At 69.4% G+C, this 22,126-nt stretch carries 22 protein-coding genes and 1 tRNA gene; 9 read left to right on the forward strand and 14 right to left on the reverse strand.

The genetic code is table 11. The features are described from left to right. Window positions 1-74 precede the first annotated feature (74 nt). The gene (locus tag ABZ319_RS27125; protein ID WP_354989317.1) at window positions 75-497 is read left to right on the forward strand and encodes a holo-ACP synthase; all 423 of its coding nucleotides are present in this window, start codon (window positions 75-77) and stop codon (window positions 495-497) included. 25 nt (window positions 498-522) lie between these two features. Here ABZ319_RS27125 and ABZ319_RS27130 read toward each other — a convergent pair whose 3' ends face one another. Then, window positions 523-1,197, reverse strand: coding sequence for a TetR/AcrR family transcriptional regulator (locus ABZ319_RS27130; protein ID WP_354989318.1), 675 nt, complete (start codon window positions 1,195-1,197; stop codon window positions 523-525). A gap of 260 nt (window positions 1,198-1,457) precedes the next feature. On the opposite strand from ABZ319_RS27130, the gene ABZ319_RS27135 reads away from it, so the two are divergent. Further along, window positions 1,458-2,789, forward strand: a complete 1,332-nt coding sequence (locus tag ABZ319_RS27135) for a hypothetical protein (protein ID WP_354989319.1) — start codon at window positions 1,458-1,460, stop codon at window positions 2,787-2,789. Window positions 2,790-2,939: 150 nt separating this feature from the next. Here ABZ319_RS27135 and bcp read toward each other — a convergent pair whose 3' ends face one another. Continuing rightward, entirely contained in the window at window positions 2,940-3,413 is a 474-nt protein-coding gene (bcp, locus tag ABZ319_RS27140) for a thioredoxin-dependent thiol peroxidase (protein WP_354989320.1), read from the reverse strand. Between the two features lie 148 nt (window positions 3,414-3,561). On the opposite strand from bcp, the gene ABZ319_RS27145 reads away from it, so the two are divergent. Next, window positions 3,562-3,783: a DUF3618 domain-containing protein gene (locus tag ABZ319_RS27145; RefSeq protein WP_354989321.1), complete on the forward strand. Its 222-nt coding sequence runs from the start codon at window positions 3,562-3,564 to the stop codon at window positions 3,781-3,783. 78 nt (window positions 3,784-3,861) lie between these two features. Here the strand turns inward: ABZ319_RS27145 and ABZ319_RS27150 are convergent, their stop codons facing one another. Then, window positions 3,862-4,161: an excalibur calcium-binding domain-containing protein gene (locus tag ABZ319_RS27150; protein ID WP_354989322.1), complete on the reverse strand. Its 300-nt coding sequence runs from the start codon at window positions 4,159-4,161 to the stop codon at window positions 3,862-3,864. Between the two features lie 371 nt (window positions 4,162-4,532). Here ABZ319_RS27150 and ABZ319_RS27155 point away from each other — a divergent pair, with 371 nt between their 5' ends. Beyond that, window positions 4,533-4,988 carry a MarR family winged helix-turn-helix transcriptional regulator gene (locus tag ABZ319_RS27155; protein ID WP_354989323.1) on the forward strand — a complete coding sequence of 152 codons (456 nt, stop codon included), beginning with the start codon at window positions 4,533-4,535 and terminating at the stop codon, window positions 4,986-4,988. Here the strand turns inward: ABZ319_RS27155 and ABZ319_RS27160 are convergent. Both ABZ319_RS27160 and ABZ319_RS27165 read right to left on the reverse strand, forming a co-directional pair. Beyond that, window positions 4,985-6,022 carry a crotonase/enoyl-CoA hydratase family protein gene (locus ABZ319_RS27160; RefSeq protein WP_354989324.1) on the reverse strand — a complete coding sequence of 346 codons (1,038 nt, stop codon included), beginning with the start codon at window positions 6,020-6,022 and terminating at the stop codon, window positions 4,985-4,987. The genes ABZ319_RS27155 and ABZ319_RS27160 overlap by 4 nt on opposite strands. A 44-nt stretch (window positions 6,023-6,066) precedes the next feature. Then, window positions 6,067-6,384, reverse strand: a complete 318-nt coding sequence (locus tag ABZ319_RS27165; protein WP_354989325.1) for a hypothetical protein — start codon at window positions 6,382-6,384, stop codon at window positions 6,067-6,069. 107 nt (window positions 6,385-6,491) lie between these two features. Here ABZ319_RS27165 and ABZ319_RS27170 point away from each other — a divergent pair, with 107 nt between their 5' ends. Beyond that, entirely contained in the window at window positions 6,492-7,352 is an 861-nt protein-coding gene (locus ABZ319_RS27170) for a GNAT family N-acetyltransferase (RefSeq protein ID WP_354989326.1), read from the forward strand. A gap of 108 nt (window positions 7,353-7,460) precedes the next feature. Here the strand turns inward: ABZ319_RS27170 and ABZ319_RS27175 are convergent, their stop codons facing one another. After that, entirely contained in the window at window positions 7,461-8,156 is a 696-nt protein-coding gene (locus ABZ319_RS27175) for an APA family fibronectin-binding glycoprotein (protein WP_354989327.1), read from the reverse strand. Between the two features lie 175 nt (window positions 8,157-8,331). Between ABZ319_RS27175 and ABZ319_RS27180 the strand changes: the two genes are divergently transcribed. Further along, window positions 8,332-9,276 carry an SDR family oxidoreductase gene (locus tag ABZ319_RS27180; protein ID WP_354989328.1) on the forward strand — a complete coding sequence of 315 codons (945 nt, stop codon included), beginning with the start codon at window positions 8,332-8,334 and terminating at the stop codon, window positions 9,274-9,276. A 218-nt stretch (window positions 9,277-9,494) separates the two neighbouring features. Here ABZ319_RS27180 and ABZ319_RS27185 read toward each other — a convergent pair. Beyond that, window positions 9,495-9,567 (reverse strand) — tRNA-Lys (locus ABZ319_RS27185). A gap of 349 nt (window positions 9,568-9,916) precedes the next feature. Here ABZ319_RS27185 and ABZ319_RS27190 point away from each other — a divergent pair. Beyond that, on the forward strand, window positions 9,917-11,140 hold the full coding sequence (locus ABZ319_RS27190) for an Ig-like domain-containing protein (RefSeq protein WP_354989329.1): 1,224 nt from the start codon (window positions 9,917-9,919) through the stop codon (window positions 11,138-11,140). Between the two features lie 85 nt (window positions 11,141-11,225). On the opposite strand, the gene ABZ319_RS27195 is transcribed toward ABZ319_RS27190, so the two are convergent. Both ABZ319_RS27195 and ABZ319_RS27200 read right to left on the reverse strand, forming a co-directional pair. Next, window positions 11,226-11,597 (reverse strand): hypothetical protein, encoded by a 372-nt coding sequence (locus tag ABZ319_RS27195; protein ID WP_354989330.1) that lies wholly within the window; start codon window positions 11,595-11,597, stop codon window positions 11,226-11,228. A 134-nt stretch (window positions 11,598-11,731) separates the two neighbouring features. Then, window positions 11,732-12,382, reverse strand: coding sequence for a cyclase family protein (locus ABZ319_RS27200; RefSeq protein ID WP_354989336.1), 651 nt, complete (start codon window positions 12,380-12,382; stop codon window positions 11,732-11,734). A gap of 120 nt (window positions 12,383-12,502) precedes the next feature. On the opposite strand from ABZ319_RS27200, the gene ABZ319_RS27205 reads away from it, so the two are divergent. Beyond that, the gene (locus tag ABZ319_RS27205) at window positions 12,503-13,381 is read left to right on the forward strand and encodes an alpha/beta hydrolase (protein ID WP_354989331.1); all 879 of its coding nucleotides are present in this window, start codon (window positions 12,503-12,505) and stop codon (window positions 13,379-13,381) included. Here ABZ319_RS27205 and ABZ319_RS27210 read toward each other — a convergent pair. From ABZ319_RS27210 to ABZ319_RS27230, 5 genes are all read right to left on the reverse strand, one after another. Further along, window positions 13,378-14,871 (reverse strand): amino acid permease, encoded by a 1,494-nt coding sequence (locus ABZ319_RS27210; protein WP_354989337.1) that lies wholly within the window; start codon window positions 14,869-14,871, stop codon window positions 13,378-13,380. The genes ABZ319_RS27205 and ABZ319_RS27210 overlap by 4 nt on opposite strands. A 53-nt stretch (window positions 14,872-14,924) precedes the next feature. Next, window positions 14,925-15,995, reverse strand: coding sequence for a Glu/Leu/Phe/Val dehydrogenase dimerization domain-containing protein (locus ABZ319_RS27215; protein ID WP_354989338.1), 1,071 nt, complete (start codon window positions 15,993-15,995; stop codon window positions 14,925-14,927). Between the two features lie 400 nt (window positions 15,996-16,395). Next, window positions 16,396-19,869, reverse strand: coding sequence for an indolepyruvate ferredoxin oxidoreductase family protein (locus ABZ319_RS27220; RefSeq protein WP_354989332.1), 3,474 nt, complete (start codon window positions 19,867-19,869; stop codon window positions 16,396-16,398). 199 nt (window positions 19,870-20,068) lie between these two features. Next, a complete protein-coding gene (locus tag ABZ319_RS27225) occupies window positions 20,069-20,554 on the reverse strand; it encodes an Lrp/AsnC family transcriptional regulator (RefSeq protein ID WP_354989333.1) in 486 nt (161 codons plus the stop codon). A gap of 33 nt (window positions 20,555-20,587) precedes the next feature. Beyond that, a complete protein-coding gene (locus ABZ319_RS27230) occupies window positions 20,588-21,508 on the reverse strand; it encodes a LysR family transcriptional regulator (RefSeq protein ID WP_354989334.1) in 921 nt (306 codons plus the stop codon). Window positions 21,509-21,670: 162 nt separating this feature from the next. Between ABZ319_RS27230 and fdxA the strand changes: the two genes are divergently transcribed. Beyond that, window positions 21,671-22,006, forward strand: a complete 336-nt coding sequence (gene fdxA, locus ABZ319_RS27235) for a ferredoxin (RefSeq protein WP_354989335.1) — start codon at window positions 21,671-21,673, stop codon at window positions 22,004-22,006. Window positions 22,007-22,126 lie beyond the last annotated feature (120 nt).

Below are 22,126 nucleotides of genomic sequence, written 5' to 3' on the forward strand. Positions count from 1 at the left end.
ACGGAACCGTAGGCTCCGCTGGTATGTTGCGCCCATTCGATCGCACACAAGAAGGAATCGAGGAGTCCCCACAAGTGACAATCCTTGGTATCGGGCTGGATTTGGTTTGCATCTCCGAATTCGCCGAACAACTGGAACGCACCGGAACCACCATGATCCGGGAGAGTTTCACCGCTGGAGAACGGCGCTACTGCCAAAGCAAGGGCACCGATCCCGCACGCAGTTACGCCGCCCGCTGGGCCGCCAAGGAAGCGGTGATCAAGGCCTGGGCCTCATCACGTTTCGCGCGCAGCCCGCAGATCGGCGACAACCCGTATCCGCTCATCGAGGTCGTCAACGACGCCTGGGGCCGGCCCAGCATCAAATTGCACGGGCTGGCGGCGGAATTCCTGCCGCGGGTGCGCGTGCACCTGTCGCTGACCCACGACGGGGACACCGCGGCGGCCATGGTGGTGCTGGAAGATCCGGGTGAGCTAGCGGACCTGCTCCAGGGCTGAACGACTCGGTTCGCCTCGGGACAACTCAATTCGCCTCGGGTTCGAGGGAACTGCGCTGCCCCCCGGTGCGCGATTCCTTCTCCGCGATAAGCAGATACGCGACCATCAGTCGCTTGAGTTCGGCCACGGCGTCCTCGTGCGCCAGGCCGTCCTGCACCGAGAAATTCAGCATCGAGTACACGACGTGCACCAGCACCTGCGCCATCATGGAACGGCGCACCCGCGGCGTGCGCGGCATGAGCTGGCGCAGCATCTGCGCGACCGCCTCGGCGAATTCCTTCTCGTGAATCGCGCCGGTCGCGCGCGTGGAGGGCGTGGACTGCATCGCGAGCCACACCTCGCGGCGCGAGGGGTCCGTCATCCACAGGTCGGCCAGATGGTCCACCAGTGCGTTCATGTGCCGCAGCCAGTCCATCGACGGGATCTCGCCGTGGAAGTCGGCCAGCTCCTGTGAAACCGCCACCAGGTCTTGGCGATTGAGTTCGCAGACGATCACGTACTTGTTGGCGAAGAACTGATAGAGGGTGCCGATCGGCACTTCCGCGCGCGCGGCGACCTCTTCACAGGTGAACGATTCGAAGCCGACCTCGACCAGCAGTTCGCGCGAGGACTGCAGCAGGGCGTCGAACTTGCGCTTGCTCCGTTCCTGCGTCGGACGGCGACGCGGCATGAGTTCCTGCGGGTCGTCCTGCAACTCCAACGCAGGGTCCGGTCGTCGAGTCGACCTGGTTCCCGTACGCGCATCCACGTCCACAGCCTAGAGGTAGCGACACTCCGATGACACGCTGCGGTAGTTCGTGTGTCCCTATGTCGCCCCGTTTTTTACCCATCCGCACCCGGGAATGGCGACGAACCTTCATCGCAGCTGCTTCCCGGCAGTCTCGACAAGAGGGTAATGACCAGAACTTAGCGACCTTGGAAGGCTGATCTGTGGTTCCCACCTCAGTAGTTCGTTCCGCGGTGACCATAGGTGTCGCCACCGAACGCGGCACCGTCCGTGCCGTGGCTCTCGCCGACACCGGTGACAAGTTGCCGGAGCGCGTCGTGCTGGAGCGGGTGGAGAAGATCCCCGGCGATACCAAGGCCGATCTGGCCGCCGCCGTCGAGCTGGTGCTCGAGGAGCTCGCGGGCAAGTTGGGCCCCGATCGCGAGATCGTCGGCGCGGCGGTGGCGTATCACGACGCCGCCGAGCGCCGCGCCATCGTCACCAAGCTGGCCGCCGGCCCGTGGCACGAGGCCTCGATGGTGTCGGCCAAGGCCGCGCACCTCGCGGTGGCCCGCGCCATGACCTGGGTGGACGAGTTCGAGGATCTCGCCATCTGCGAGGTCGTGCCCGGCGCGCAGACCTTCTCCCTCATCGATCCCGAGCGCAGCCGCGTGCGCGCCTCGGTCACGCTGAACGGCGGCGGCACCACCGAGGAGGCCATGCGCGCCGCGGTCACCGCGGCCTGGGACCAGTTCGACGCGGCCGGGGTCAAGCCGGACGCGGTGGTGCTGATCGGTTCCGCCGCAAGCGGTCCCGCGGTCGTCGGCGCGCTGGAGGCCGGCTTCGGCGCACCCGTGATTCCGTGCTCGGTGGCCACCGCGGCCCCCGCCATCGGCGCGGCGCTGTCCGCGCTGCCCGAGGTCGAATACGCCGGCGAGGCCGCCGAGCGGATCCGCCGGGCACGGGGCACCGCCGCGCTCTTCGCGGCCGCGAGCGTGCTGGCCGGCGGTCTGGTCGTGGGCGGCGTCTACTCCGCGAGCAGCGGTTCCAAGACCGTGCCCGAACCCATGCTGGCCGATGCCCGGGTCACCACCGACGCGCAACCGGTCGATCACCACACCACCGCCCCGGTCGAAACCGCCCCGGTGGACACCGGTTCGGCGGGCGAGTTCGCGGACGCCCTGCCCACGGACGCCCTGCCCACGGACGCGCTGCCCGAGGGCGCGTTCGCGCCCACCGAGGCGCAGGCGCCGATGCCGATGCTGGAAGAGCCTGCCCCGGAACCGGATCCGGAGATCATCGTCATCGATCCGGCCACCCTGAACCTGGGCGGGGCGCTGGAATCCCCCGCGGATGCCCGCCCGTCGCGCCCGCTGGTGAAGTCGCAGCCCGAGCCCGAGACCGGCGCCAATTTCGACTCCATCATTCCCGCGCCGACGCATCCGGTCGGGTCGCCCACCGAGGGCGGCCTGTTCGCGGGCGAGATCGCGCCGCCGCCGGTGGGCACCGCCGAGTTCGCGAACTGGTGGGACGGGCACTGGCGCATGATGCTGCAGTGGGCCGCCCAGACCATGCCCCGCGTCTGAGGCACTGACGGCGCGGCCCGCGTTCGCGACGCGGGCCGTTCGCGGCGGAACCCGTTGCGCGGGAACCGGACTCTCGGCGCGTGCGGGGGCTGCACCGAGTTCGAGTAGTCCCGGCCCGGTGGGGGCCGGGACTACTCTGTTCTCCGGGTGTCAGACGGACAGTTCGCGCCGCAGCTTGGCCACGTGGCCGGTGGCGCGCACGTTGTACTGCGCGACCTCGATCTTGCCGTCCGCGTCGATCAGGAACGTGGAGCGGATGACTCCGGTGACGGTCTTGCCGTACATGGTCTTCTCGCCGAAGGCGCCGTAGGCCTGCAGCACCTCTTTGTCCGGGTCCGACAGCAGGGGGAAGGTCAGTTCCTCGTTGTCGCGGAACTTGGCCAGCTTCGTGGGCTTGTCGGGCGAGATCCCGATGACCTCGAGCCCGGCGCCGTTCAGTTCGGCGAGGCTGTCGCGGAAATCGCAGGCCTGCTTGGTGCAGCCGGGCGTGCTGGCGGCCGGGTAGAAGTAGACGATCACCTTGCGGCCGCGGTAGTCGGCCAGGGACACCTCCTTGCCGTCGGCATCGGGAAGTGTGAAGGCGGGCGCGGTGTCGCCGGGACTGAGTCGGTGGTTCTCGGTCATGCCGCAACCGTAGTAGACGGGCGCGACGCGGTGTGAGCGATACACTCCACAGCACCGCTCGTAAGCGGGCGCGCAGCCGCAGTCCGGCAGCGCGCGGGGCCTCGAGACGACAGTGCCGCTGAGCGCGGCTTTCAGACAGGAGTGTGACGTGGCGAGAGATACCGAGGCGATCGAGCGGGAGATCGAGGCCGCGCGGAGCCGGCTCGCGAACACCCTCGACGAACTCGCGGTGCGGGCCGATCCGCAGCGGTTGGCCGACAACACCAAGCACGCGCTGATCGCGAAGGTGAACGAGCCCAAGATCAAGTACAGCCTCATCGGCGCGGGTGCGCTGGTCGTGACGCTGGTGCTGGTCAAGATCTTCCGCTGAGCCCGGTGTAGCGAAACCGGACGCAAGAGAAACCCCCGATGCCGACGGCACCGGGGGTTTCTCGTTGTCCGAGCTCGATCAGACCGTCGGGCAGGCGAATCCGTCGCCGTCCGGGTCCAGGTGCGGTCCGTAGCCGGGCTCGCCGCGGAAGAGCGGGGCGTGGCCGGCGTGGCGGGCCTCGTCGCAGTTCTTGTACGAGCCTCCGGCGGAACCGGTCTGGGCCAGATTGGCCGAACCGGTGGCGCCCGAGCCGGTATCGATGGTGGACGACCCGGTGCCGGAGGAACCCGTGGGCACATCGGCGAAGGCAACCCCCTGGGCTGCGAAGGTCGTCAGTCCCGCGACGCTGGCGGTGACGAGAAGCCGGCGAACGTTCATGTATTCCTCAATGTCGGCGCAATAGGTTGGTATAGGCCCGATTCGGCGCGGATTGCCACCGCTGCCGCAGGGTTGCGGCACGGTGGCCGGTACGGGTCCGGCGTCTACTGTTTCTGCGGACCGTTGCATTGTCAACCGGATGAGCTATTCATCCAGGTAAAAGGCTACGGACCGACGACCCCGCGAAGGTGTTCCGCGGGAAGGGGTCCCGTCCGTTCGCTCCGGAAATCGCTACTGCGGGTAATGATCTCCGGCCGCGCGTCTCGGACGAATTGCCCGTACTTTACGACACGTTCGGCGCCGCGGGTGTGTGCGCGCCGATACACCGACTTTAGTGTCCATGTCAACTAGTGCGGGATAGGATGAAAAGCATGGTCCGCTGGCTGAGCGACGAAGAACAGGCAACCTGGCAATCCTATATCCGGCTGCGGCAGCGCATGGATGCCGCGATCGCCGCCGGGCTGACCCGCGACGGCCTGTCCACCTCCGACTACGAGGTGCTCGTGGCGTTGTCCGCCGCGAGCGGGCAGCTGCGCGCCAAGGATCTGGGCGCGGAGATCTGCTGGGACAAGAGCAGGCTCTCCAAGCATCTGTCCCGTATGGCCGCGCGCGGGCTCATCGATCGCTGTCAGGCGGTCGACGACGCCCGCGGGCGCGAGGTGCGCCTGACCGAGGCCGGGCGCCGGGCGCTCGAGGCCGCCGCGCCCAATCACGTGGAATTGGTGCGGCGGCTGTTCATCGACGGGCTGGACGCGGGCGAGGCCGCCGCGCTGCGCTCGCTCGCGGACCGGGTGGTCGCCGAGGCCGAGCGCACCGACCTGGGCTAGCTCTCGTCCCGCGGGCGGTCGAACTGCGCGCGCTTCCAGTCGCCGAACGGCTCGTCGCGCTCGCGGACGGCCTCGCGGAAACCGGCGGTGGCCGAGCGCAATTGGAAGGCGTAGCCCTCCCTGGTGTGCCGGGAGATCCCGTCGAACACGGTGCTGATCATGCCGGAGTTGAGCACGCCCTGATTCAGCAGCGCGCTGTTGAGCGCCAGCTTCGCCATGATCAGCTGATTGATCGGCACCTGTGAGATGCGGTGCAGCAGATCCTCGGTGCGCTCGTCGAGCTCGTCCGGGGCGGGGGCCTCGATGGCCAGGCCCCACTCCGCGGCCTGCGCGCCGCTGAGGCTGTCGCCGGTGAACAGCAGGCGTTTGGCGCGCTGATCACCGACCCGGTGCGCCCACATGCCCGCGGCCGGAATGCCCCAGGTCCGGGTGGGCGGATAGCCGAACCGGGCATCCGCGGCGCAGATGATCTGATCGGCGTACAGCGCGATGTCGGTGCCGCCGGCGATGGCGAACCCGTGCACCTTGGCCACGGTCGGCTTGTTCGCGTGCAGCAGGCTGGCGAAGCCGCGGTTGAAGCGCGACATCATGGCGTAGTCCACCATGGGATCCCAAGTGCCCCACGGATTGTGATTGCGGGCCTGGACCACCGGGTCCAGGACGGTGCCCTCGGTGGGCTGCGCGCCCGGTGCGGGTTCCATGCCGTTCTCGGCGAAGATCGACAGGTCGTAGCCGCCGCAGAAGCCCTTGCCGCGCCCGCTCACCACGATGACGTGCACGCGCGGATCGAGATCGGCTCGTTCGACGGCGGTCGCCAGTTCGATCGGGGTGTCCGCGGTGATGGCGTTGCCGCGTTCGGGCCGGTTGAAGGTGATGCGGGCGATGCGGCCGGTCACCTCGTAGGTGAGAGTGCGGCCGGCGAATTCGCCGCCGGGTTCGGGGCGATCGGCGAAGAGCGAGGCGTCGCCGCCGGTCAGCTCATCGCGCCAGGCGGCGGGGCGGGTTCCCGCGTGGTTCTCGAAGTCGGGTGACACTCAAGCAGTGAACCCCCGTTCATTTCTTGCTGTCAAGGGTGCGGCTAGCTGAGCCACGGTGTGACGGGCGGTTTCACCCAGAGAATCTTCTCGTCGGCCTGTTCCCGCCGAGCCGCCGGATGCCCGGGATTGCGGGCCGCCCAGGAATCCTTCTCGGTGAGCAGGCGGGCCACCACCTGCCAGGTCTCGTCGGTACTCGGCGGATTCGCCTCGGCCGCGCGCGCGAGTTTGCGGCGTTCGGGCATGGGCATGGCGAGCAGTTCCGCTCCGGAGATGTCGCGGTGCCAGGTGTAGGCCGCCAGTCGCCGGGCCTTGTCCATACGGCTGCTCGACGCGGAATCGGAATGGGCGAAGTCGTTCATGGGCTGCTCACAGGGTTGGGGATCGGGGGCAAGCCTAGTCCAGCGGGGTGACACCGATCTGCGGCAACTCCGGCCGCGGGCGCCCGGTCCGCGGTTACCGTTGGAGGATGCCAGATGCGACGGGTGCCGCTGACGTACTGACCATCGGGACGGCGACCGCCGCGGATTGGGCCGTGGTCCGCGAATGGGCGGCGGATGAGGGCTGGAATCCGGGCGAACGTGACATCACCGCCTTCTTCGCCCAGGATCCCGAGGGCTTCTTCCTGGGCCGCATCGACGGCGAGCCGGTGTCGGCGGTGTCGGTGGTCAACTACGGCACCGACTACGCCTTCCTGGGGTTCTATCTGGTGCGCCCGCGCTGGCGGGGGACCGGGCTGGGGCTGGCGACCTGGAAGGCCGGTATCGCGCACGCCGGATCGCGCACCATCGGGCTCGACGGCGTGCCGGACCGGCAGGGGGACTATCGCCGCAGCGGCTTCGAACTCGCCTATCGCAGCGCGCGATTCGTCGGCGTACCGCGCCTGCCCGGCGCCGACGGCACGGTGCGCACGGCCACGGCCGCCGACACCGCCGCCCTGCACCGCTACGACTCCGGCTGCATGCCCGCCGACCGGCCGCGTTTTCTCGGCGCCTGGCTCGCCGAGCCCGGTCATCACACCGTTGTCCGCGAGCAAAGCGGGGTGCTGACCGGCTTCGGAACCGTCCGTCCCGCACGGGATTCCCTGCGGGTGGGGCCGCTGTTCGCCGATTCGGCCGAGGCGGCCGGGCAGCTGCTCGCCGGGCTCGGTGAGTTCGCCGCGGGCCGGCCGCTGGCGATCGACGTGCCGCTGACCAACGCGGTGGCCGTGGAGTTGGCCGAGTCTGCCGGGCTGACACCGAGTTTCGATACCGCGCGCATGTACACCGGGCCGGTGCGGGCGCATCGGCAGGATCGGGTGTTCGGGGCGACCAGTCTCGAACTGGGCTGACGTGAGGGGCTTTCCGAGCCGGGTCTGCGGGTTCGGCCGACGGGCGGGCGTTTCCGGGCCGAGCTCTCGAGTGAACGGCCTCGAACTCTGCTGCCGGCCGGTCCGGTGCTACAGGGGCCGAATTGATTCGGCCAGCCGGGCGGCCGCGGCCTGGTCGATGGGGGAGTCGGTGTCGCTGAGCCAGGTGAGCCACCAGCGCTGCTCGCCCGAGCGGACCACCGCGGTGTAGACCTCGGCGGTCGTGGCGCCGGAGTCGTCGAAATCGACCCGGTAGAAGCAGGATTTGCCGGTGGTGCCCCGGCCCGTCAGGTCGTGGCTCGACTCGTCGATCCGCTGCCCGGAATCGGGAAAGAAGAACTCGCCCATGCCGCCGCCGAGCGAGCAGGCCGCGCGGGCGTCATCGGATTCGGCCGCGGCGAACAGGGATTGGTCCAACCGGCCCAGCAGCACCATGCCGTCGGCGCCGTCGGTCCGGCGCAGTGCGGACTGACCGAAGACGAGTTCGCCGTCCTGCGGGGGGATCTCCTCCCAGCCCGCCGGGGCGACGAAGCTCATACCCGCGGCGGCGCTGCTGATCCGGTCCGCCGTGCCGGTGTCCCGGGTGTCCCGCCACTGCCCGAGCGCGAGCACGCCCAGCGCGGCCACCGCGGCGATCAGCGCGGCGACGCATCCCAGCCCGATCCAGCGCGCGGCCCGCGGCGAGACGGCGGAGTCCGCGGTCTGCGCGCCGGAATCCGTGGCCTGAGCGGCGGAGTCCGCGGGCGGCACGGTGGGTTCCGGCGACCACTGCTGGTTGGGGTCCACCCGGCGACGCTAACAATCACGCCGAACCGGACAGGGCGGCTCGCCGCGCCGGGAGATCACGATCGGGCCACCCGAAATGTCGGAAATCTGCGGTTCCCGGTCTGGGCCGGAGCCCGGGGGTAGCGTCACGCGACAGCGTTTCCGTGGAGTCGGCGACACCATTGGGAGAGTGCACATGGCAGGCAAGGTCATCGACATCGACGTCCCCGATCTGTCCGGCAGGCGCGCCGTAGTCACCGGGGCGAGCGACGGCATCGGCCTCGGGATCGCGGCCCGCCTGGCCGCCGCGGGTGCGGAAGTGCTGCTGCCGGTGCGCAATCCGCGCAAGGGCGAGGCGGCGCTCGCGAGCATCCGGGAGCGGACGCCGGACGCGCGGGTGTCCCTGCGCGAGCTGGACCTGTCCTCGCTCGACTCGGTGGCCGCGCTCGGCGCGACCCTGCGCGCGGAGGGCGCGCCGATTCACCTGCTGATCAACAACGCCGGCGTGATGACACCGCCCGAACGCCAGACCACGGCCGACGGTTTCGAACTGCAATTCGGCACCAACCACCTCGGCCACTTCGCCCTGGTGTCGCACCTGCTACCCCTGCTGCGGGCGGGCCGGGCCCGGGTGACCTCGCAGATCAGCGTCTCCGCGAACAGCAACGCCATCAACTGGGACGATCTGAACTGGGAGCGTTCCTACACCGGCTCGCACGCCTACTCCCAATCCAAGATCGCCCTGGGCCTGTTCGCCCTGGAACTCCAACGCCGCAGCGAGGCCGGCGACTGGGGCATCACCAGCAATCTCTCCCACCCCGGCGTGGCACCCACCAACCTCCTGGCGGCCCGCCCCGAGGTCGGCCGCGCCCGGGACACCCTGGGCGTCCGCGTGATCCGCTTCCTCTCGGCCCGCGGCATCCTCCTCGGCACGGTCGAGTCGGCCCAGCTCCCCGCCCTCTACGCCGCGACGTCCCCCGCCGCCCGCCCCGGCCTGTTCTACGGCCCGAGCGGCCCGGGCCACCTCGGCGGCCCACCCGCCGAACAAAAGCTCTACACCCGCCTCCGCGCCCCCGCCGACGCCACCCGGATCTGGACGATCTCCGAGACCCTGACCCACACCACCCTCGGCCCGGAATAGGTCCCGTCCGGAAATTCGGTGCCCTGCGGCTGCGATTCGCTTGGGATGGGGTGGCGGAGTGGGTGATTCGGAAAGTGATCGGGTGTGGTTCTGCTCACGTTCGGAGTGGCGGGCGGGATCGGGGGTATCTTGACGACCCGCCGGGAGGGGAATGGGCCGGCATCGATTCGGCAACAAAAGAAGAAGGCCCCCGGCTGGTAGCCGGAGGCCTTCTGAAGTGCGCCATCAGGGACTTGAACCCCGAACCCGCTGATTAAGAGTCAGCTGCTCTGCCAATTGAGCTAATGGCGCATGCCCTGTGCTTCGTGGCCTGTCCCTCTCGGTGTTGGCCTCTCTGCGGTGCGGTAGAAACATTAACAGGCGATGCCGCCAAACATGAAATCGCCTGGTTGTTGGGGGTTTTTGCGTGGTTCGAAGATCTCGTCGAACGGTGTTAACGAAGTGCGGCCTCCAGGTGATGAACCGGTTGAACCCCGAGGGGGTGGGACGCGTTGTCGTTTGTCAGGTCGGTGGTGCCTGGCAGAATGACTTGCAGGCGTGATCTCGACCGAAACCCCGCGGGCGTGGTGGGTCGAACACGTGTGGTCGGGGCCGAATCCTCGGTGTCCAGCTGCGCACCGAGACGTGAAGTGGGGTTGCAATGAGTATTGGTCAGGGTCGGCTCCGGTCGAGCCGGCGCCGTTCGACGTGGCTGGGCTCGACAGCGGTGCTGTCCGTGCTCGCCCTCGCCCTGGTGGGCTGTTCGTCGAGCACATCCGATTCCTCTTCGGTCGCAATCGATTCCAACCCCATCAGTGAACTCGTCAAGCCGAAGCTGATCGCGCCGGTCAAGGACGGGCAGAAGGGCTTCTCGCCCGCCGACCCGCTGGTGCTCAAGGTCGAGGACGGCAAGCTCAGTTCGGTCGCGCTGACCAACCCCGAGGGCCGCGCGGTCGCCGGTGAGATGGCCGCGGACGGCCGCTCCTGGAAGCTGACCGAACAGCTGGGCTTCGCGCGCACCTACACCCTCAAGGTCGAAGCCATCGGCCTGGGCGGTGCGAGCAGCACCTCGCTGAGCTTCGCCACCATCTCCCCGAACAATCGCACCCACCCCTACCTGCTGCCCGGTGAGAACGAAGTGGTCGGCATCGGCCAGCCGGTCGCCATCCAGTTCGACGAGAACATCCCGGACCGCAAGGCCGCCCAGGCCGCCATCAAGATCACGACAACCCCCGCGGTCGAGGGCGCGTTCTACTGGGTGAACAATCGCGAAGTCCGTTGGCGGCCAGAGCATTTCTGGGCCCCGGGCACCAAAGTCGATGTGGCCGTGCAGGTGTACGGCCGCGACCTGGGCAACGGCCTGGTGGGCGACACCGACATCAACTCCAGCTTCACCATCGGCGACGCCACGGTCTTCACCGCCGACGACGACACCAAGCAGGTGACGGTCGAGAAGAACGGCCAGGTCGTGCGGACCATGCCGACCTCGATGGGCAAGAACAGCACGCCCACCGACAACGGGATCTACATCGTCGCCGACCGGCACGACAAGATCATCATGGATTCCTCGACCTACGGCGTAGCGGTGAACTCGCCCGACGGGTACAAGACGCCGGTGGACTGGGCGACCCGAATCTCCTACTCCGGCATCTTCTTCCACTCCGCGCCGTGGTCGGTTGGGGCGCAGGGTTCGTCGAACACCAGCCACGGCTGCCTGAACCTGAGCCCGGAGAACGCGCGCTGGGTGTACGACAACGCCAAGCGCGGCGACATCACCATTGTCAAGAACACCGTGGGCGGGACGCTCTCGGGCGTGGACGGCCTGGGTGACTGGAACATCCCGTGGGCGCAGTGGAAGGCCGGCAACGCCGACGACAACCGCTGACCCGAAGACAGCAAGCAGGGGCGCCGACCGAAGTCGGCGCCCCTGCTGCATGCTCGAGGTGCGGTGGAAGCCGTCGGGGATCGGGTCAGAACGGCGCGCCCGGCTCCTTGTCGAGGCTGCCGCAGCCGAAGCTGGTTTCGCCGAGCAGTGTCCACGCGCTGCCGGTCACCGAGCAGAGCTTCTCGAACGGGCCGAAGAGCAGCTTGTCGAGGTTGGGCAGGCCGAACGAGCCGGTGCCGGTGGAACCGGTGGTGGCCAGGCCACCCGAGGTGCCGGTGTTGATGTCGTCGGACGAGCCGCCGGAACCCGGGGCGATCGTCTGCATGGGATCGTCGTTCTTCTTCTTTTCGGCGACCGAGTTCGGCACCTCGGAGAGGACGATATCCGCGCTGGCGGCGGGGGCCGCGACCATGATGGCCGCGGTGGCTAGCAATGTGGAGACGGCGGAACGATTCACGTGGTGGATCTCTCTGGTCGAGCATTGGTAAACGGGGGCCCCGACGCCGCCCGTGTGTCGCCCAGCAGTTTACGAAGATCGAGTGTTCCGCGCCACAAATTCCGATACAGTGCCACATCCGTCACAGCGAAGCGTTATGCCCGAACCCTCGCCGCGGGGTGAATCCGGGCCACCGCGCGTACCGGAGCGCCGTCCGCACCCGGGATATGCAGCGGAAACAGTGACGCTTCGACCGTGTCTCCGGCCTCCTGCGCCGCCAGCACCTCCGCGAGGTTCGTGAGGTTCTCGGCGATCACCGCGTGTGCCCGGCACAGCGCCAGGTGCGCGGGAATGTCGTGTGCCGGGGTCGGGTCCACGCTGAGCGCGTCGATCCCGACGGTCCGGATTCCGGCGTCGACCAGATACCGCGCCGCCCGCACGCTGAGAAACGGATGCGCGAGATACTCGTCCGTCCCCCAGAACCGGGACCACCCGGTACAGATCAGCACGATCTGCCCCGCCGCGACCCGCCCTGCGAACACCTCCGCCCCGATGGCCGCCCGCGCCCCGAACTCGCGCGCGTCGATAACCACCACCGCCCCCGCGAACCGTTCCAACGGCACCTCGTCCAGGGCGGGCAGCCCGTCGTCGATATGCCGGGGCGCGTCGACATGGGTCCCGCTCTGCGACCCCATATGCACCCCCAGCACGTTGACCCCGGCCCCCGCCACCGTCAACGCCGCCTCGATCACCACCTCCGGGTCCCCGGGATAAACGGGCATGCCACTGCGCAGGGGAACCGACATATCAATGAGCCGCACCCCGCCAGCCTCGCGAAGTCATCGGGTCCAGAGCAACAGGCGCGCCCGAGCGGCGGGGATTTCTGTCGTAGACCCCTGGGAGGATTCGCGGCACACGTAACGGAGATGGAGGGCAGTGCGGTGGTCGGTGTCGAGCGGAACGTCGAGAACTCGGGAATCGTGTTGAGCACGGAGGCTTTCGGGGACGCGGGGGACCCGGCCATCGTGCTGCTGCACGGGGCGGGGGACTCCATGCTGGCGTGGGACGAGGAGTTCATCGAGCGGTTGGTCGCCGGCGGACGGTTCGTAATCCGGTACGACGCCCGGGATTCGGGCCGGTCCTCCACCTTCGAGGTGGGTGCGCCGCCGCACGGGCTGGCCGACGTCATCGCGGACACGGTCGCGGTGCTGGACGCCTACGGCCTCGAGCGGGCGACGTTGTACGGGATGTCGGGTGGCTCGGCGCTGGCGCAGCTGGTGGCGCTGGCGCATCCGGAACGGGTTGCGGCGCTGGTGCTTTCCTCCGGAACTCCCGGCGGGCCCGGGCACGAAGCCACCGACCTGCCGGGCATGACCCCCGAGCTGGCCGCTTTCTTCGGTGGCGAGCTGCCCGAGCCCGACTGGTCCGATCAGGCCGCGGTGGTCGACTATCTCGTTGCCTCCGAGCGTCCGTTCGCCGCGACGAGCCGCCCCTTCGACGAAGCCGCCCGCCGCGCCCAGGCCGCCCGCGTCGTGGCCCGCGCGTCGAATATCGCTGCCCAGCTGACCAACCCGTTCCTCATGGACCCCGGCCCGGCCTGGCGCGATCGCCTGGCCACCGTCACCGCCCCGACCCTGGTCCTGCACGGCGACGAGGACCCGCTGTTCCCGCTCGCGCACGGGAAGGCCCTGGCCGCCGCCATTCCCGGCGCGCGCTTTCACATCCTGGCCCGGACCGGCCACGAGATGCCCCCGCGTGACGAGTGGGACGCGATCGTTCCGCAGATCCTGGCGCTGACCCCCTAGCTCACCGGCGTACCGTCCGCGACCGGCTGATCGTTCTCGGCCGGTGCACGGTCGACCGGTTGCCTACGCAGCATGGAATGTCCGCGCCCGTAGGCGAAGTAGACCACCATGCCCAGCGCCATCCAGATCACGAACCGCAGCCAGGTCTCGATCGAGAGGTTGAGCATCAGCCACAGGCAGGCGATCGCGGCCAGGATCGGGATCAGGGGGACCAGGGGGACGCGGAAGCCGCGGGGCAGGTCGGGGCGGGTGCGGCGCAGGATCGGCACGCCCACCGCGACCATGACGAAGGCGACCAGGGTGCCGATGTTCACCATTTCCTCGAGCGTGCCGAAGTCCACGAAGCCGGCCAGCAGCGCGCAGACGACGCCGACCAGCACGGTCAGCCGGACCGGGGTGCCGTGTTCGCCGGTGCGGGCCAGCGAGCGGGGGAGCAGCCCGTCCCGGGACATGGCGAACAGGATGCGCGTCTGCCCGAGGTACATGACCATGACGACGGTGGACAGGCCCGCGATCGCGCCGATGGAGATGATGTTCTTCACCCAGGTGTCGCCGTGGATCGCGAAAGCCGTTGCCAGGGTCGCATTCTCGCCCTGCAACTCGGTGTAGGACACCATGCCGGTCAGGATCAGCGAGACCGCGACGTAGAGCACGGTCACGATGGCCAGTGAACCGAACAGCCCGCGCGGCACGTCACGCTGCGGGTTGCGCGTCTCCTCGGCGGTGGTCGCCACCACGTCGAAGCCGACGAAGGCGAAGAACACCAGGCTTGCCGCGGACAGCAGCCCGAACCAGCCGAACGCCGTGCCGCCGGATCCGGTGAGCCAGGCGAACAGCGACTGCCGCACGCCCTCGGCATGCTCGGACGGCTGCGGCGGCGGAATGTAGGGCGAGAGATTCGAGGCCTTGAAATAGGTCGCGCCGACCACCAGCACCAGCGCGATGACGCCCAGTTTGATCGCGACCGCCACCGCCGAAACCCGGGACGACAGTTTGGTTCCCGTGGCCAGCAGCGTGCCGACGATCGTGATGATCGCCACCGCGCCCCAGTCGAACCGCAGCGATCCGAGCTCGACCGTCACCTGATGACCGAGCAACTCGCCGAGGTATTGCGACCACCCCTTGGCCACCACCGACACCGCCAGGGCGAATTCCAGGATGAGATCCCAGCCGATGATCCAGGCGATCACCTCGCCGAAGGTGGCGTACGCGTAGGTGTACGCGCTGCCCGCTACCGGCACCGTCGAGGCGAACTCGGCGTAGCACAGCGCCGTCAGCCCGCAGGCGATCGCCGCGAAGACGAAGGCCAGCGAGACCGCGGGCCCGGCCACCGTGCCCGCCGTCCGCGCGGTGAGCGTGAAGATGCCCGCGCCGATGACCACGGCCACACCGAAGATGGTGAGGTCGCGGGCCGTCAGGTCCTTGCGGAGCTTGGAATCCGGGTCGTCGGTGTCCCGGATCGACTGTTCGACCGATTTCGTGCGGAACATGCCGCTGGTGATCGCCACGTGCTGTCTCCTCCTCGAAACTTCTTGCGCCGCGGTCAGTTCGATCGCGGGATGGCGTCCAGGCGGCGCTCGGCGAACCGGTTCGCGGCCGCGCCGGCGCCGATGCCCGCGCCGCGCGCGACGGTGATGATGTCGCGGCAGCGGTCGTAGATGCGGGCGACGTCGGCCTCCACGACCGAGGCCGGGGCGGAACGCAATTCGCCCTCGACCTGGATCAGCCCCCCGGCGTTGGCCACGAAATCGGGGACCCAGGTGATGCCGCGCTCACCGAGCGCGTGCTCCACCACCGGATGGGCGAGCTGGTTGTTGGCCGCCCCGCACACGAGTTTCGCCTCCAGCGCCGCGGCACTGTCCTCGGTGAGCGTGCCGCCCAGGGCGCACGGCGCGTAGATGTCCACCGGAGCGGCGGCGACCGAGCCCAACAGCCGGACGGCCGGGTGCCGCTGCGAAATGCGCTGCAGGGCGGCCTCGTTCACGTCGCTCACGCAGACCTCCGCCCCATCGGCGAGCAGCAGTTCGACGAGTTCGCCGCCGACCTTGCCCGCACCCTCCACGCCTACGGTCCGGTTGGCCAGCGCGGGCGTACCCCACACGGCCTCGGCCCCGGCGCGCATGGAGTGGAAGACCCCGAGCGCGGTGAGCCGGGCGCTGTCGCCGGAACCGCCCGCGGCCATACTGCGGCCGGTGACGTGCGCGGTGTGCCGGCCGATCACATCGAGATCGCCGGTGTTCGTGCCGACATCGCCCGCGGTGATGTAGCGCCCGCCCAGGGTGTTCACGAAGCGGGCGTATGCGCCCAGCAGCGCTTCGGTTTTCGCGAGCGCGGGATCGCCGATGATGACGGCCTTGCCGCCGCCCAGGTTCACCCCGGCGGCCGCCGCCTTGTACGTCATGCCCCACGACAGCCGCAGCACGTCCTGCAGCGCGGCGGATTCGTCGGCGTACGGGTAGAACCGGGTGCCGCCGAGGGCGGGACCGAGCGCGGTGGAATGAATGGCGATGATCGCCTTGAGCCCGGTGCGGTCGTCCTCGCAGAACACCACCTGCTCGTGGCTGCGCGGGCTCAGCTCGTGCGAGCGGGCGAAAACCCCTGCGTCGGTGTGCATTGCGGTCACGGGTGCTTCCTCTCTGGATGCCCTGCCCGAGGCGGCCTGGTGGGCCGTACGGGGCGGGGCGCTGGTCGCCGCTGGTGGCGGCGCTGGGCCGGGGTCGGCCGGGGCGGTGGTGTATCGGGGCATGGCCGGGTGGTGGGCGCGACCTGTTCCGCCGCGCAGGGGGATTACTCATTTACGTTGCGGTACAGAGTGTTTCGGTCGAGCTGCTGCTCGCGGCTGCACCCATGCGCACTCCACCGGGGCGTGAGCACCGCCGACGTTGCGCCCAGGGCAGTCGATTCGGGCCGCGCCCGATGACCGGCGCGCACGGGCGGCTCGCGCCGTTGCCCGGATCGCCCGGTCGCCCCTCATGCGACCGGGTGACCCGGACCCCGGACGAGCCGGAGCCGGATCAGTAGTCGATGCCGAGCTCCCGCAGTCCGGAGCGGTAGAGCTCGACGTTGCCGAGCTTGATGTCCTCGTACCCGCGCACGACGTCGGGCAGCGCGGCGGCCCGGACGGCGGTGTCGTAGCCGGCGGCGCTCAGTTCTGCCGCTAGCCGGCCCACCATGCCGGTGTAGTGGGACAGCAGCTCGCGCTCCACTTTTCGCACGTGGGCGTACCCGAACGGATCCAGTTTCGTGCCGCGCAGCGCCCTGCCCTTGGCGAGCAGCCGCAGCGCCACATGGGATTTCGGGCCGAGCCCGATCTTCTTCTTGCGACCGAGCGCCCGCAGGACGGGCGGATGCAGCTTGTACGTGAGCTTTTCGCCCCCGGGTACCTGCGCCCGAACCTCGGCCAGGAACGCCGGATCCACGAGCAGGCGCGCAACTTCGTACTCGTCCTTGTACGCGGTGAACTTGAACAGCCCGCGCGCCACGGCGGCGCTGAAGTCGGTGCGGTCGGTGATCGCGCGTTCGGCCGACCAGGCCAGCTGCACGGTCTCGAGGTAGCGGCGGGCGACCTTCACGTTCTGATAGCCGATCAGTTCGGCGGCGCGGCGTTCCACGAGATCGCGGACCTCGCCCTCGAAATCGGTGCCCACCAGCAGGTCCGCGGGCACGACCGGTGTGGTGACCCGCGGTCGAGCCGCGTCCACCGCGGCCGCGAACGCGGCCGGATCCGCGATGGCCGCCCGCCCCCAGCGGAAGGCGGCGACGTTCGCCGCGACCGCGACGCCGTTGATCCCGATCGCCTCCTCGATGGCCGCGGCGGGCAGGCGCAGTCCGCCGGTCTGCACGGCCGCGCCGACCATCAGGAAGTTCGCCGCGGCTGTGTTCCCGAACAGCCGCTCGGCGGCCGCCAGCGCGTCGAAGTGATGTAGCGAGCGCGACACGGTCGCCAGTCGATCCAGCAGCTCGGCGACCGGCGGATGCTCGATCGACCTGTCGTACACCATGTCTCCGGTCGGTGTCAGGCTTGTCGAGGCCACCACGATGGTGCCCGCCGGATTCCCGTACCCGAGGTAGCGGCGGTCGGCGGCGGTCAGCAGATCGATGGCGAGCACGCAGTCCGCGCTGCCGGGGGTGAGCCGGTTGGACGGCTCCAGCCGGCCGGTCGCGAACCGCAGGTGCGACACCACGGGACCGGCCTTCTGGCTCAATCCGATCTGGTCCAGGCTCTCGACTTCGTAGCCGGCGCGCAGCGCGGCCGTGGCCAGAACCTGGTTCACCGTCACGATGCCGGTGCCGCCGATGCCGGCGAGCAGCACGTTCTGCGTGCCGGCCGGTGCCCCCGGCCCGGGGTCCGCGACGGCGGGCGGTTCGGCGGTTATGCGGCCGGAACCCTTGCGGCCCTTCTTGTCCGGGGTCACCTCGACGGTGACGAAGGACGGGCAGTCGCCGTCCAGGCAGCTGTAGTCGGTGTTGCAGGAGGTCTGGTCGATGCGGGTCTTGTCGCCGAACTCGGTTTCGACCGGTTGCACCGACAGGCAATTGGACTTGGTCCCGCAGTCGCCGCAGCCTTCGCACACCGCCTGGTTGATCACCACGCGGGTGTCGCGGGTGGGCAGGGTGCCGCGCTTGCGCTGACGCCGTGCGTCGGCGGCGCAGTGCTGGTCGTAGATGATCACGGTGACGCCGGGGACCTCGCGCAGCAGCCGCTGCGCCTCGTCGAGCCGGTCGCGATGCCACAGCAGCGTGCCCTTGGCCAGCGCCCGCCGGTTGTGCCGCTGGGGTTCGTCGGCGCAGATGATGATGCGGCGTACGCCCTCGGTGCTGAGCTTGTGCGTCAGGCCCGCGACGGTGAGCCCGCCCTCCACGTCCTGCGCCCCGGTCATGGCGACCACTTCGTTCCACAGCACCTTGTAGGTGATGTTCACCCCCGCCGCCACGCACGCCTGCACCGCCAGCTGCCCGGAGTGGAAGAAGGTGCCGTCGCCGATGTTCTGGAACAGGTGCGGCACATCGGTGAACGGGGCCTGCCCGATCCACTGGCTGCCCTCGCCGCCCATCTGGGTCAGGCCGGTGACCGCGCTGTCGCCGCGCCCGGACATGGTGACCAGGGTGTGGCAGCCGATCCCGCCGCCGCCGATCGACCCCTCGGGCAGCGCGGTCGAGCGATTGTGCGGGCAGCCGCTGCAGAAGTACGGCTTGCGTTCGGCGGAGAGCACCTCCAGTGAAAGCGGCGGCGGCGCTGCCTTTTTCAGTTCGACGCGGCCACGCAGCACGCGCCGCAGCGGCCCGAGCAACCGGCCGGGGGTCAGTTCGCCGTCGGACGGCATCAGCGTCGCATCGCGCTCGTCCCGCTTGCCGATGATGCGCGGCGGCGCGACCGTGCCGTAGAGGATCTCGCGCATCTGGGTTTCGATGAACGCGGTCTTGTCCTCCACCACGACGATCTCTTCCAGGCCCCGGGCGAACTCGGTGACGTGTTGCGCGCCCAGTGGATACGGCATGCCGATGCGCAGCAGTCGAATTCCCGCGCGATGCAGGGCGGTTTCGTCCACGCCCAGGTCGAGCAGTGCCTGGCGCACGGCATCGAAAGTGGTTCCGGTGGCTGCGATCCCGAGCCGCGCGGCGGGCGGATCCACCTCGATCACGTCGAGGGTGTTCGCCGCCCCGAAGGCGCGCACCACATCCCAGCGCGGACCGTACAGATCCGCCTCGGCCAGCACGCTGTCGGTCGGGGCCGCCATCGGCCGCTGCCGGTACCGGAAAGGCCTTCCCTCCCACAGCACTTCGGGCACCGTAACCGTCAGATCGGCCACCGAGCCGTCCACCGTCCACGCGCCGTCCGCGACATCGGCCACGATCTTCATGGCCACCACGCAGCCCGAGGCCCGCGACAGCGCGACCCCCCGCATGCCCATGGTGATGATCTCTTCGGCGTTGCGCGGGAACAACACCGGCACGCCCATGGCCGCCAGCGACCGCTCGCTGACCGCCGGCACCGTGGAGGATTTCGAGGCCGGATCGTCACCGACCAGCAGCAGCACCCCGCCGCGGGCGTTGACCCCGTACATGTTCGCGTGCCGGATGGCATCGGTGGCGCGGTCCACGCCCGGGCCCTTGCCGTACCAGACCCCGACGACCCCGTCGTGGGTCGCATTGCCGGCCGGGAGATCGGCCTGACTGCCCCAGACCGCCGTGGCGGCCAGTTCCTCGTTGAAGCCGGGCACGAAGGTGATGTCGTGCTCGGTGAGCACGGTCGGCATGCCCAGCAGCATCTTGTCGACCCCGCCGAGCGGGCTGCCCTGGTAGCCGGAGACGAAGGTCGCGACCCGGCGCCCGGCGCGCATGTCGCGCACGTGCTGTTCGACCAGCAGTCTGGCGATGGCCTGAACGCCGGTGAGCAGGACCGGGCCCGAGCCCGAGCGATAGCGGTCGGCCAACTCGTACGGCGCGGTGGTCCGCGGTAGCGAGGAGGGGCAGGCAACGCTGGTCATGAACTGTCACCACACTTCCCACGGCTCAGGTCGTGAACCGCGAACGAAGGTACGTAAAGCAATCGGTGCAGCGAAACTTGCCGGGAAGGGTTTCAGGTGTCAACAGTTGGTCGAAAAACTGATCAGACTGCTCAAAAGTGATCTACGGCACTCGAATGGGAGCAGCATTCTGCTCGAGCGCGGAGAGATCCGGATCACATCAGGCGGGGCCGGGGTTCCGGGTCGAATGCTCGACCAGCGGCAGGGCGCGGTATTCGATCGGCGTGGCCAGGGCCAGCATGGTTTCGGTGTGTTTGACGCCCGCGATGGTGTGCACCTGCTGCATGATCGCCAGCAGGTCCTGTTGCGACCGGGCGGCTATGCGCACCAGCAGATCCGCACGGCCGGTGGTGGCGTGCACCTCGAGGACGTTCGGAAACGCCCGCAGCGCTTCGACGATCGCGTCCATTCTGTTCTGGTCGAGTTCGACGCCCACGTACGCGTGCACCGCGAAGCCGAGCGCCTGCAGATCCACATTCGGCGGATAACCGCGCACGGCCCCACTGGATTCCAGCCGTTTCATCCGGGCCTGCACGGTATTGCGGGCGACCCCTAGTCGGGACGCCAATTCCAGGATCGGGGTGCGCGGGTCGCGCGCCAATTCCGCCAGCAGCGCGGAATCCAGTGCGTCGATCTTGATGGTCATGCCGCATTCTGGCACAGCGAATCGGGCGGGAAATCAGGCTGCGCCGTGCGCTCGCTCGAATTGTTCGGCGATGCGAACCAGCAGGTCGGCGGGGTCCGCGGGCGGCGCCTGCCGCCGCCACACGGCCCGGAATTTGCGGGTCAGGGCCGCGTCGGCGACCGGGATGCCGACCAGTGCGCCACTGCGCAGATCGGGTTCGGCGATCAGCCTGCTCAGGATGGCCGGGGCCAGGCCGCTGCGCGCGGTGGCCAGGATCGCGGCGGCCGAGCCCAATTCGGCTGCGGGACGGGCGGGTTCGGCCTGGGCCGCGAGCAGTTCCCAGACGGTGTCGCGCGTGCCCGAGCCCGGTTCGCGCCACAGCAGGGCGGTGCGGGCCAGTTCGGCCACGGTCACCGAACTGCGGCGTGTCCAGCCGTGCCCGGGCGCGACCACGACCACGAGTTCGTCCCCGCCGAGCACCCGGCTGACCAGTTCCGCCGGGGCGTGCGGGCCCTCGACGAAGCCGATGTCGGCCTGCGCGTGGCTCACCCAGTCCTGGACCTGCCGGGAATTGCCGACCTCGAGGGCGACGGTCACCTCCGGCCGCGCGGTGCGCAGCGCGGTGAGCCACTGGGACATGCGGTGGTCGGCAATGGTTTTCGACGCCGCGATGCGCAGGCTCGGCTGGTCGGCGGTGCGCAGGGCGGCCACGCCCGCGGCGAAGGTGTGCGCCGCCGCCAGCAGCGGTCGCGCGTACGCGACGACCGCGCGCCCCGGTTCGGTGAGGCTGGACCCGGTCGGCCCGCGCTCGAGCAACCGCAGGCGCAGCCGACGTTCCAGCGCGGTGACGCGCATGCTCGCGGCGGGCTGGGTGATGCCGTGCCGGCGCGCGGCGGCGCCGAGACTGCCCAGTTCGGCGACCGAGGCGAGCAGGTCGAGCACCTCCAGGTCGGGCGTTCCCGGGGGCAGGGTCATAAGGCTGAATTATGCGGGCAGGCCGTCGCCCGCGCCCGCCCGGCCCATAAGCCGCCCTTATGAGGTGCGCACCGTTCGGCGGCTACCGCGCCCGGTCCGGCACGCGCATCGTTGACGGTGCCCCGACCTGCTCGACGGGGCATTCATTCGAGGGAGGCTTTCATGACTTTCGTCATCGGCGCGGATTGCGTCGACGTACTGGACCGCGCCTGCGTGGAGGAATGCCCCATCGACTGCATCTACGTCGGCGGCCGCATGGCCTACATCCAGCCCGACGAATGCATCGACTGCAACGCGTGCGAACCCGCCTGCCCGGTGGAAGCCATCTACTACGAAGACGATATGCCCGACGGCCAAGACGATTTCATCACCGAGAACGCCCGCTTCTTCACCGAGACCCTGCCGGGCCGCCCAGAGCCCCTCGGCTCGCCGGGCGGCGCCGCGAGAATCGGTGTGGTGGGCGCGGATACGGAGTACATCGCGAGTTACCAGCCGTAAGCCAGAGAGTCCGGAGAACAGCGAAGGCCCCGATCCAGTGGATCGGGGGCGTCGCGTCGGGGGTCCCACGGGGCTCGCACCCCCCCCACCCCCCAACACCGCTCCGAATATACCACGTCT

Origin of the sequence: Nocardia sp. NPDC005978, from assembly GCF_040614455.1 — a bacterium.
Taxonomy (GTDB): Bacteria; Actinomycetota; Actinomycetes; order Mycobacteriales; family Mycobacteriaceae; genus Nocardia.

Bases quoted from the DNA above. Each gene is read 5' to 3' on its own strand.
- ABZ319_RS27210 (WP_354989337.1), bottom strand. From the start codon at position 14,871: ATGTTCCGCACGAAATCGGTCGAACAGTCGATCCGGGACACCGACGAC.
- ABZ319_RS27220 (WP_354989332.1), bottom strand. From the start codon at position 19,869: ATGACCAGCGTTGCCTGCCCCTCCTCGCTACCGCGGACCACCGCGCCG.
- ABZ319_RS27150 (WP_354989322.1), bottom strand. From the start codon at position 4,161: ATGAACGTTCGCCGGCTTCTCGTCACCGCCAGCGTCGCGGGACTGACG.
- ABZ319_RS27205 (WP_354989331.1), top strand. From the start codon at position 12,503: ATGGAGGGCAGTGCGGTGGTCGGTGTCGAGCGGAACGTCGAGAACTCG.
- ABZ319_RS27225 (WP_354989333.1), bottom strand. From the start codon at position 20,554: ATGACCATCAAGATCGACGCACTGGATTCCGCGCTGCTGGCGGAATTG.
- ABZ319_RS27155 (WP_354989323.1), top strand. From the start codon at position 4,533: ATGGTCCGCTGGCTGAGCGACGAAGAACAGGCAACCTGGCAATCCTAT.
- ABZ319_RS27190 (WP_354989329.1), top strand. From the start codon at position 9,917: ATGAGTATTGGTCAGGGTCGGCTCCGGTCGAGCCGGCGCCGTTCGACG.
- bcp (WP_354989320.1), bottom strand. From the start codon at position 3,413: ATGACCGAGAACCACCGACTCAGTCCCGGCGACACCGCGCCCGCCTTC.
- ABZ319_RS27165 (WP_354989325.1), bottom strand. From the start codon at position 6,384: ATGAACGACTTCGCCCATTCCGATTCCGCGTCGAGCAGCCGTATGGAC.
- ABZ319_RS27230 (WP_354989334.1), bottom strand. From the start codon at position 21,508: ATGACCCTGCCCCCGGGAACGCCCGACCTGGAGGTGCTCGACCTGCTC.
- ABZ319_RS27180 (WP_354989328.1), top strand. From the start codon at position 8,332: ATGGCAGGCAAGGTCATCGACATCGACGTCCCCGATCTGTCCGGCAGG.
- ABZ319_RS27170 (WP_354989326.1), top strand. From the start codon at position 6,492: ATGCCAGATGCGACGGGTGCCGCTGACGTACTGACCATCGGGACGGCG.
- ABZ319_RS27215 (WP_354989338.1), bottom strand. From the start codon at position 15,995: ATGCACACCGACGCAGGGGTTTTCGCCCGCTCGCACGAGCTGAGCCCG.
- fdxA (WP_354989335.1), top strand. From the start codon at position 21,671: ATGACTTTCGTCATCGGCGCGGATTGCGTCGACGTACTGGACCGCGCC.
- ABZ319_RS27200 (WP_354989336.1), bottom strand. From the start codon at position 12,382: ATGTCGGTTCCCCTGCGCAGTGGCATGCCCGTTTATCCCGGGGACCCG.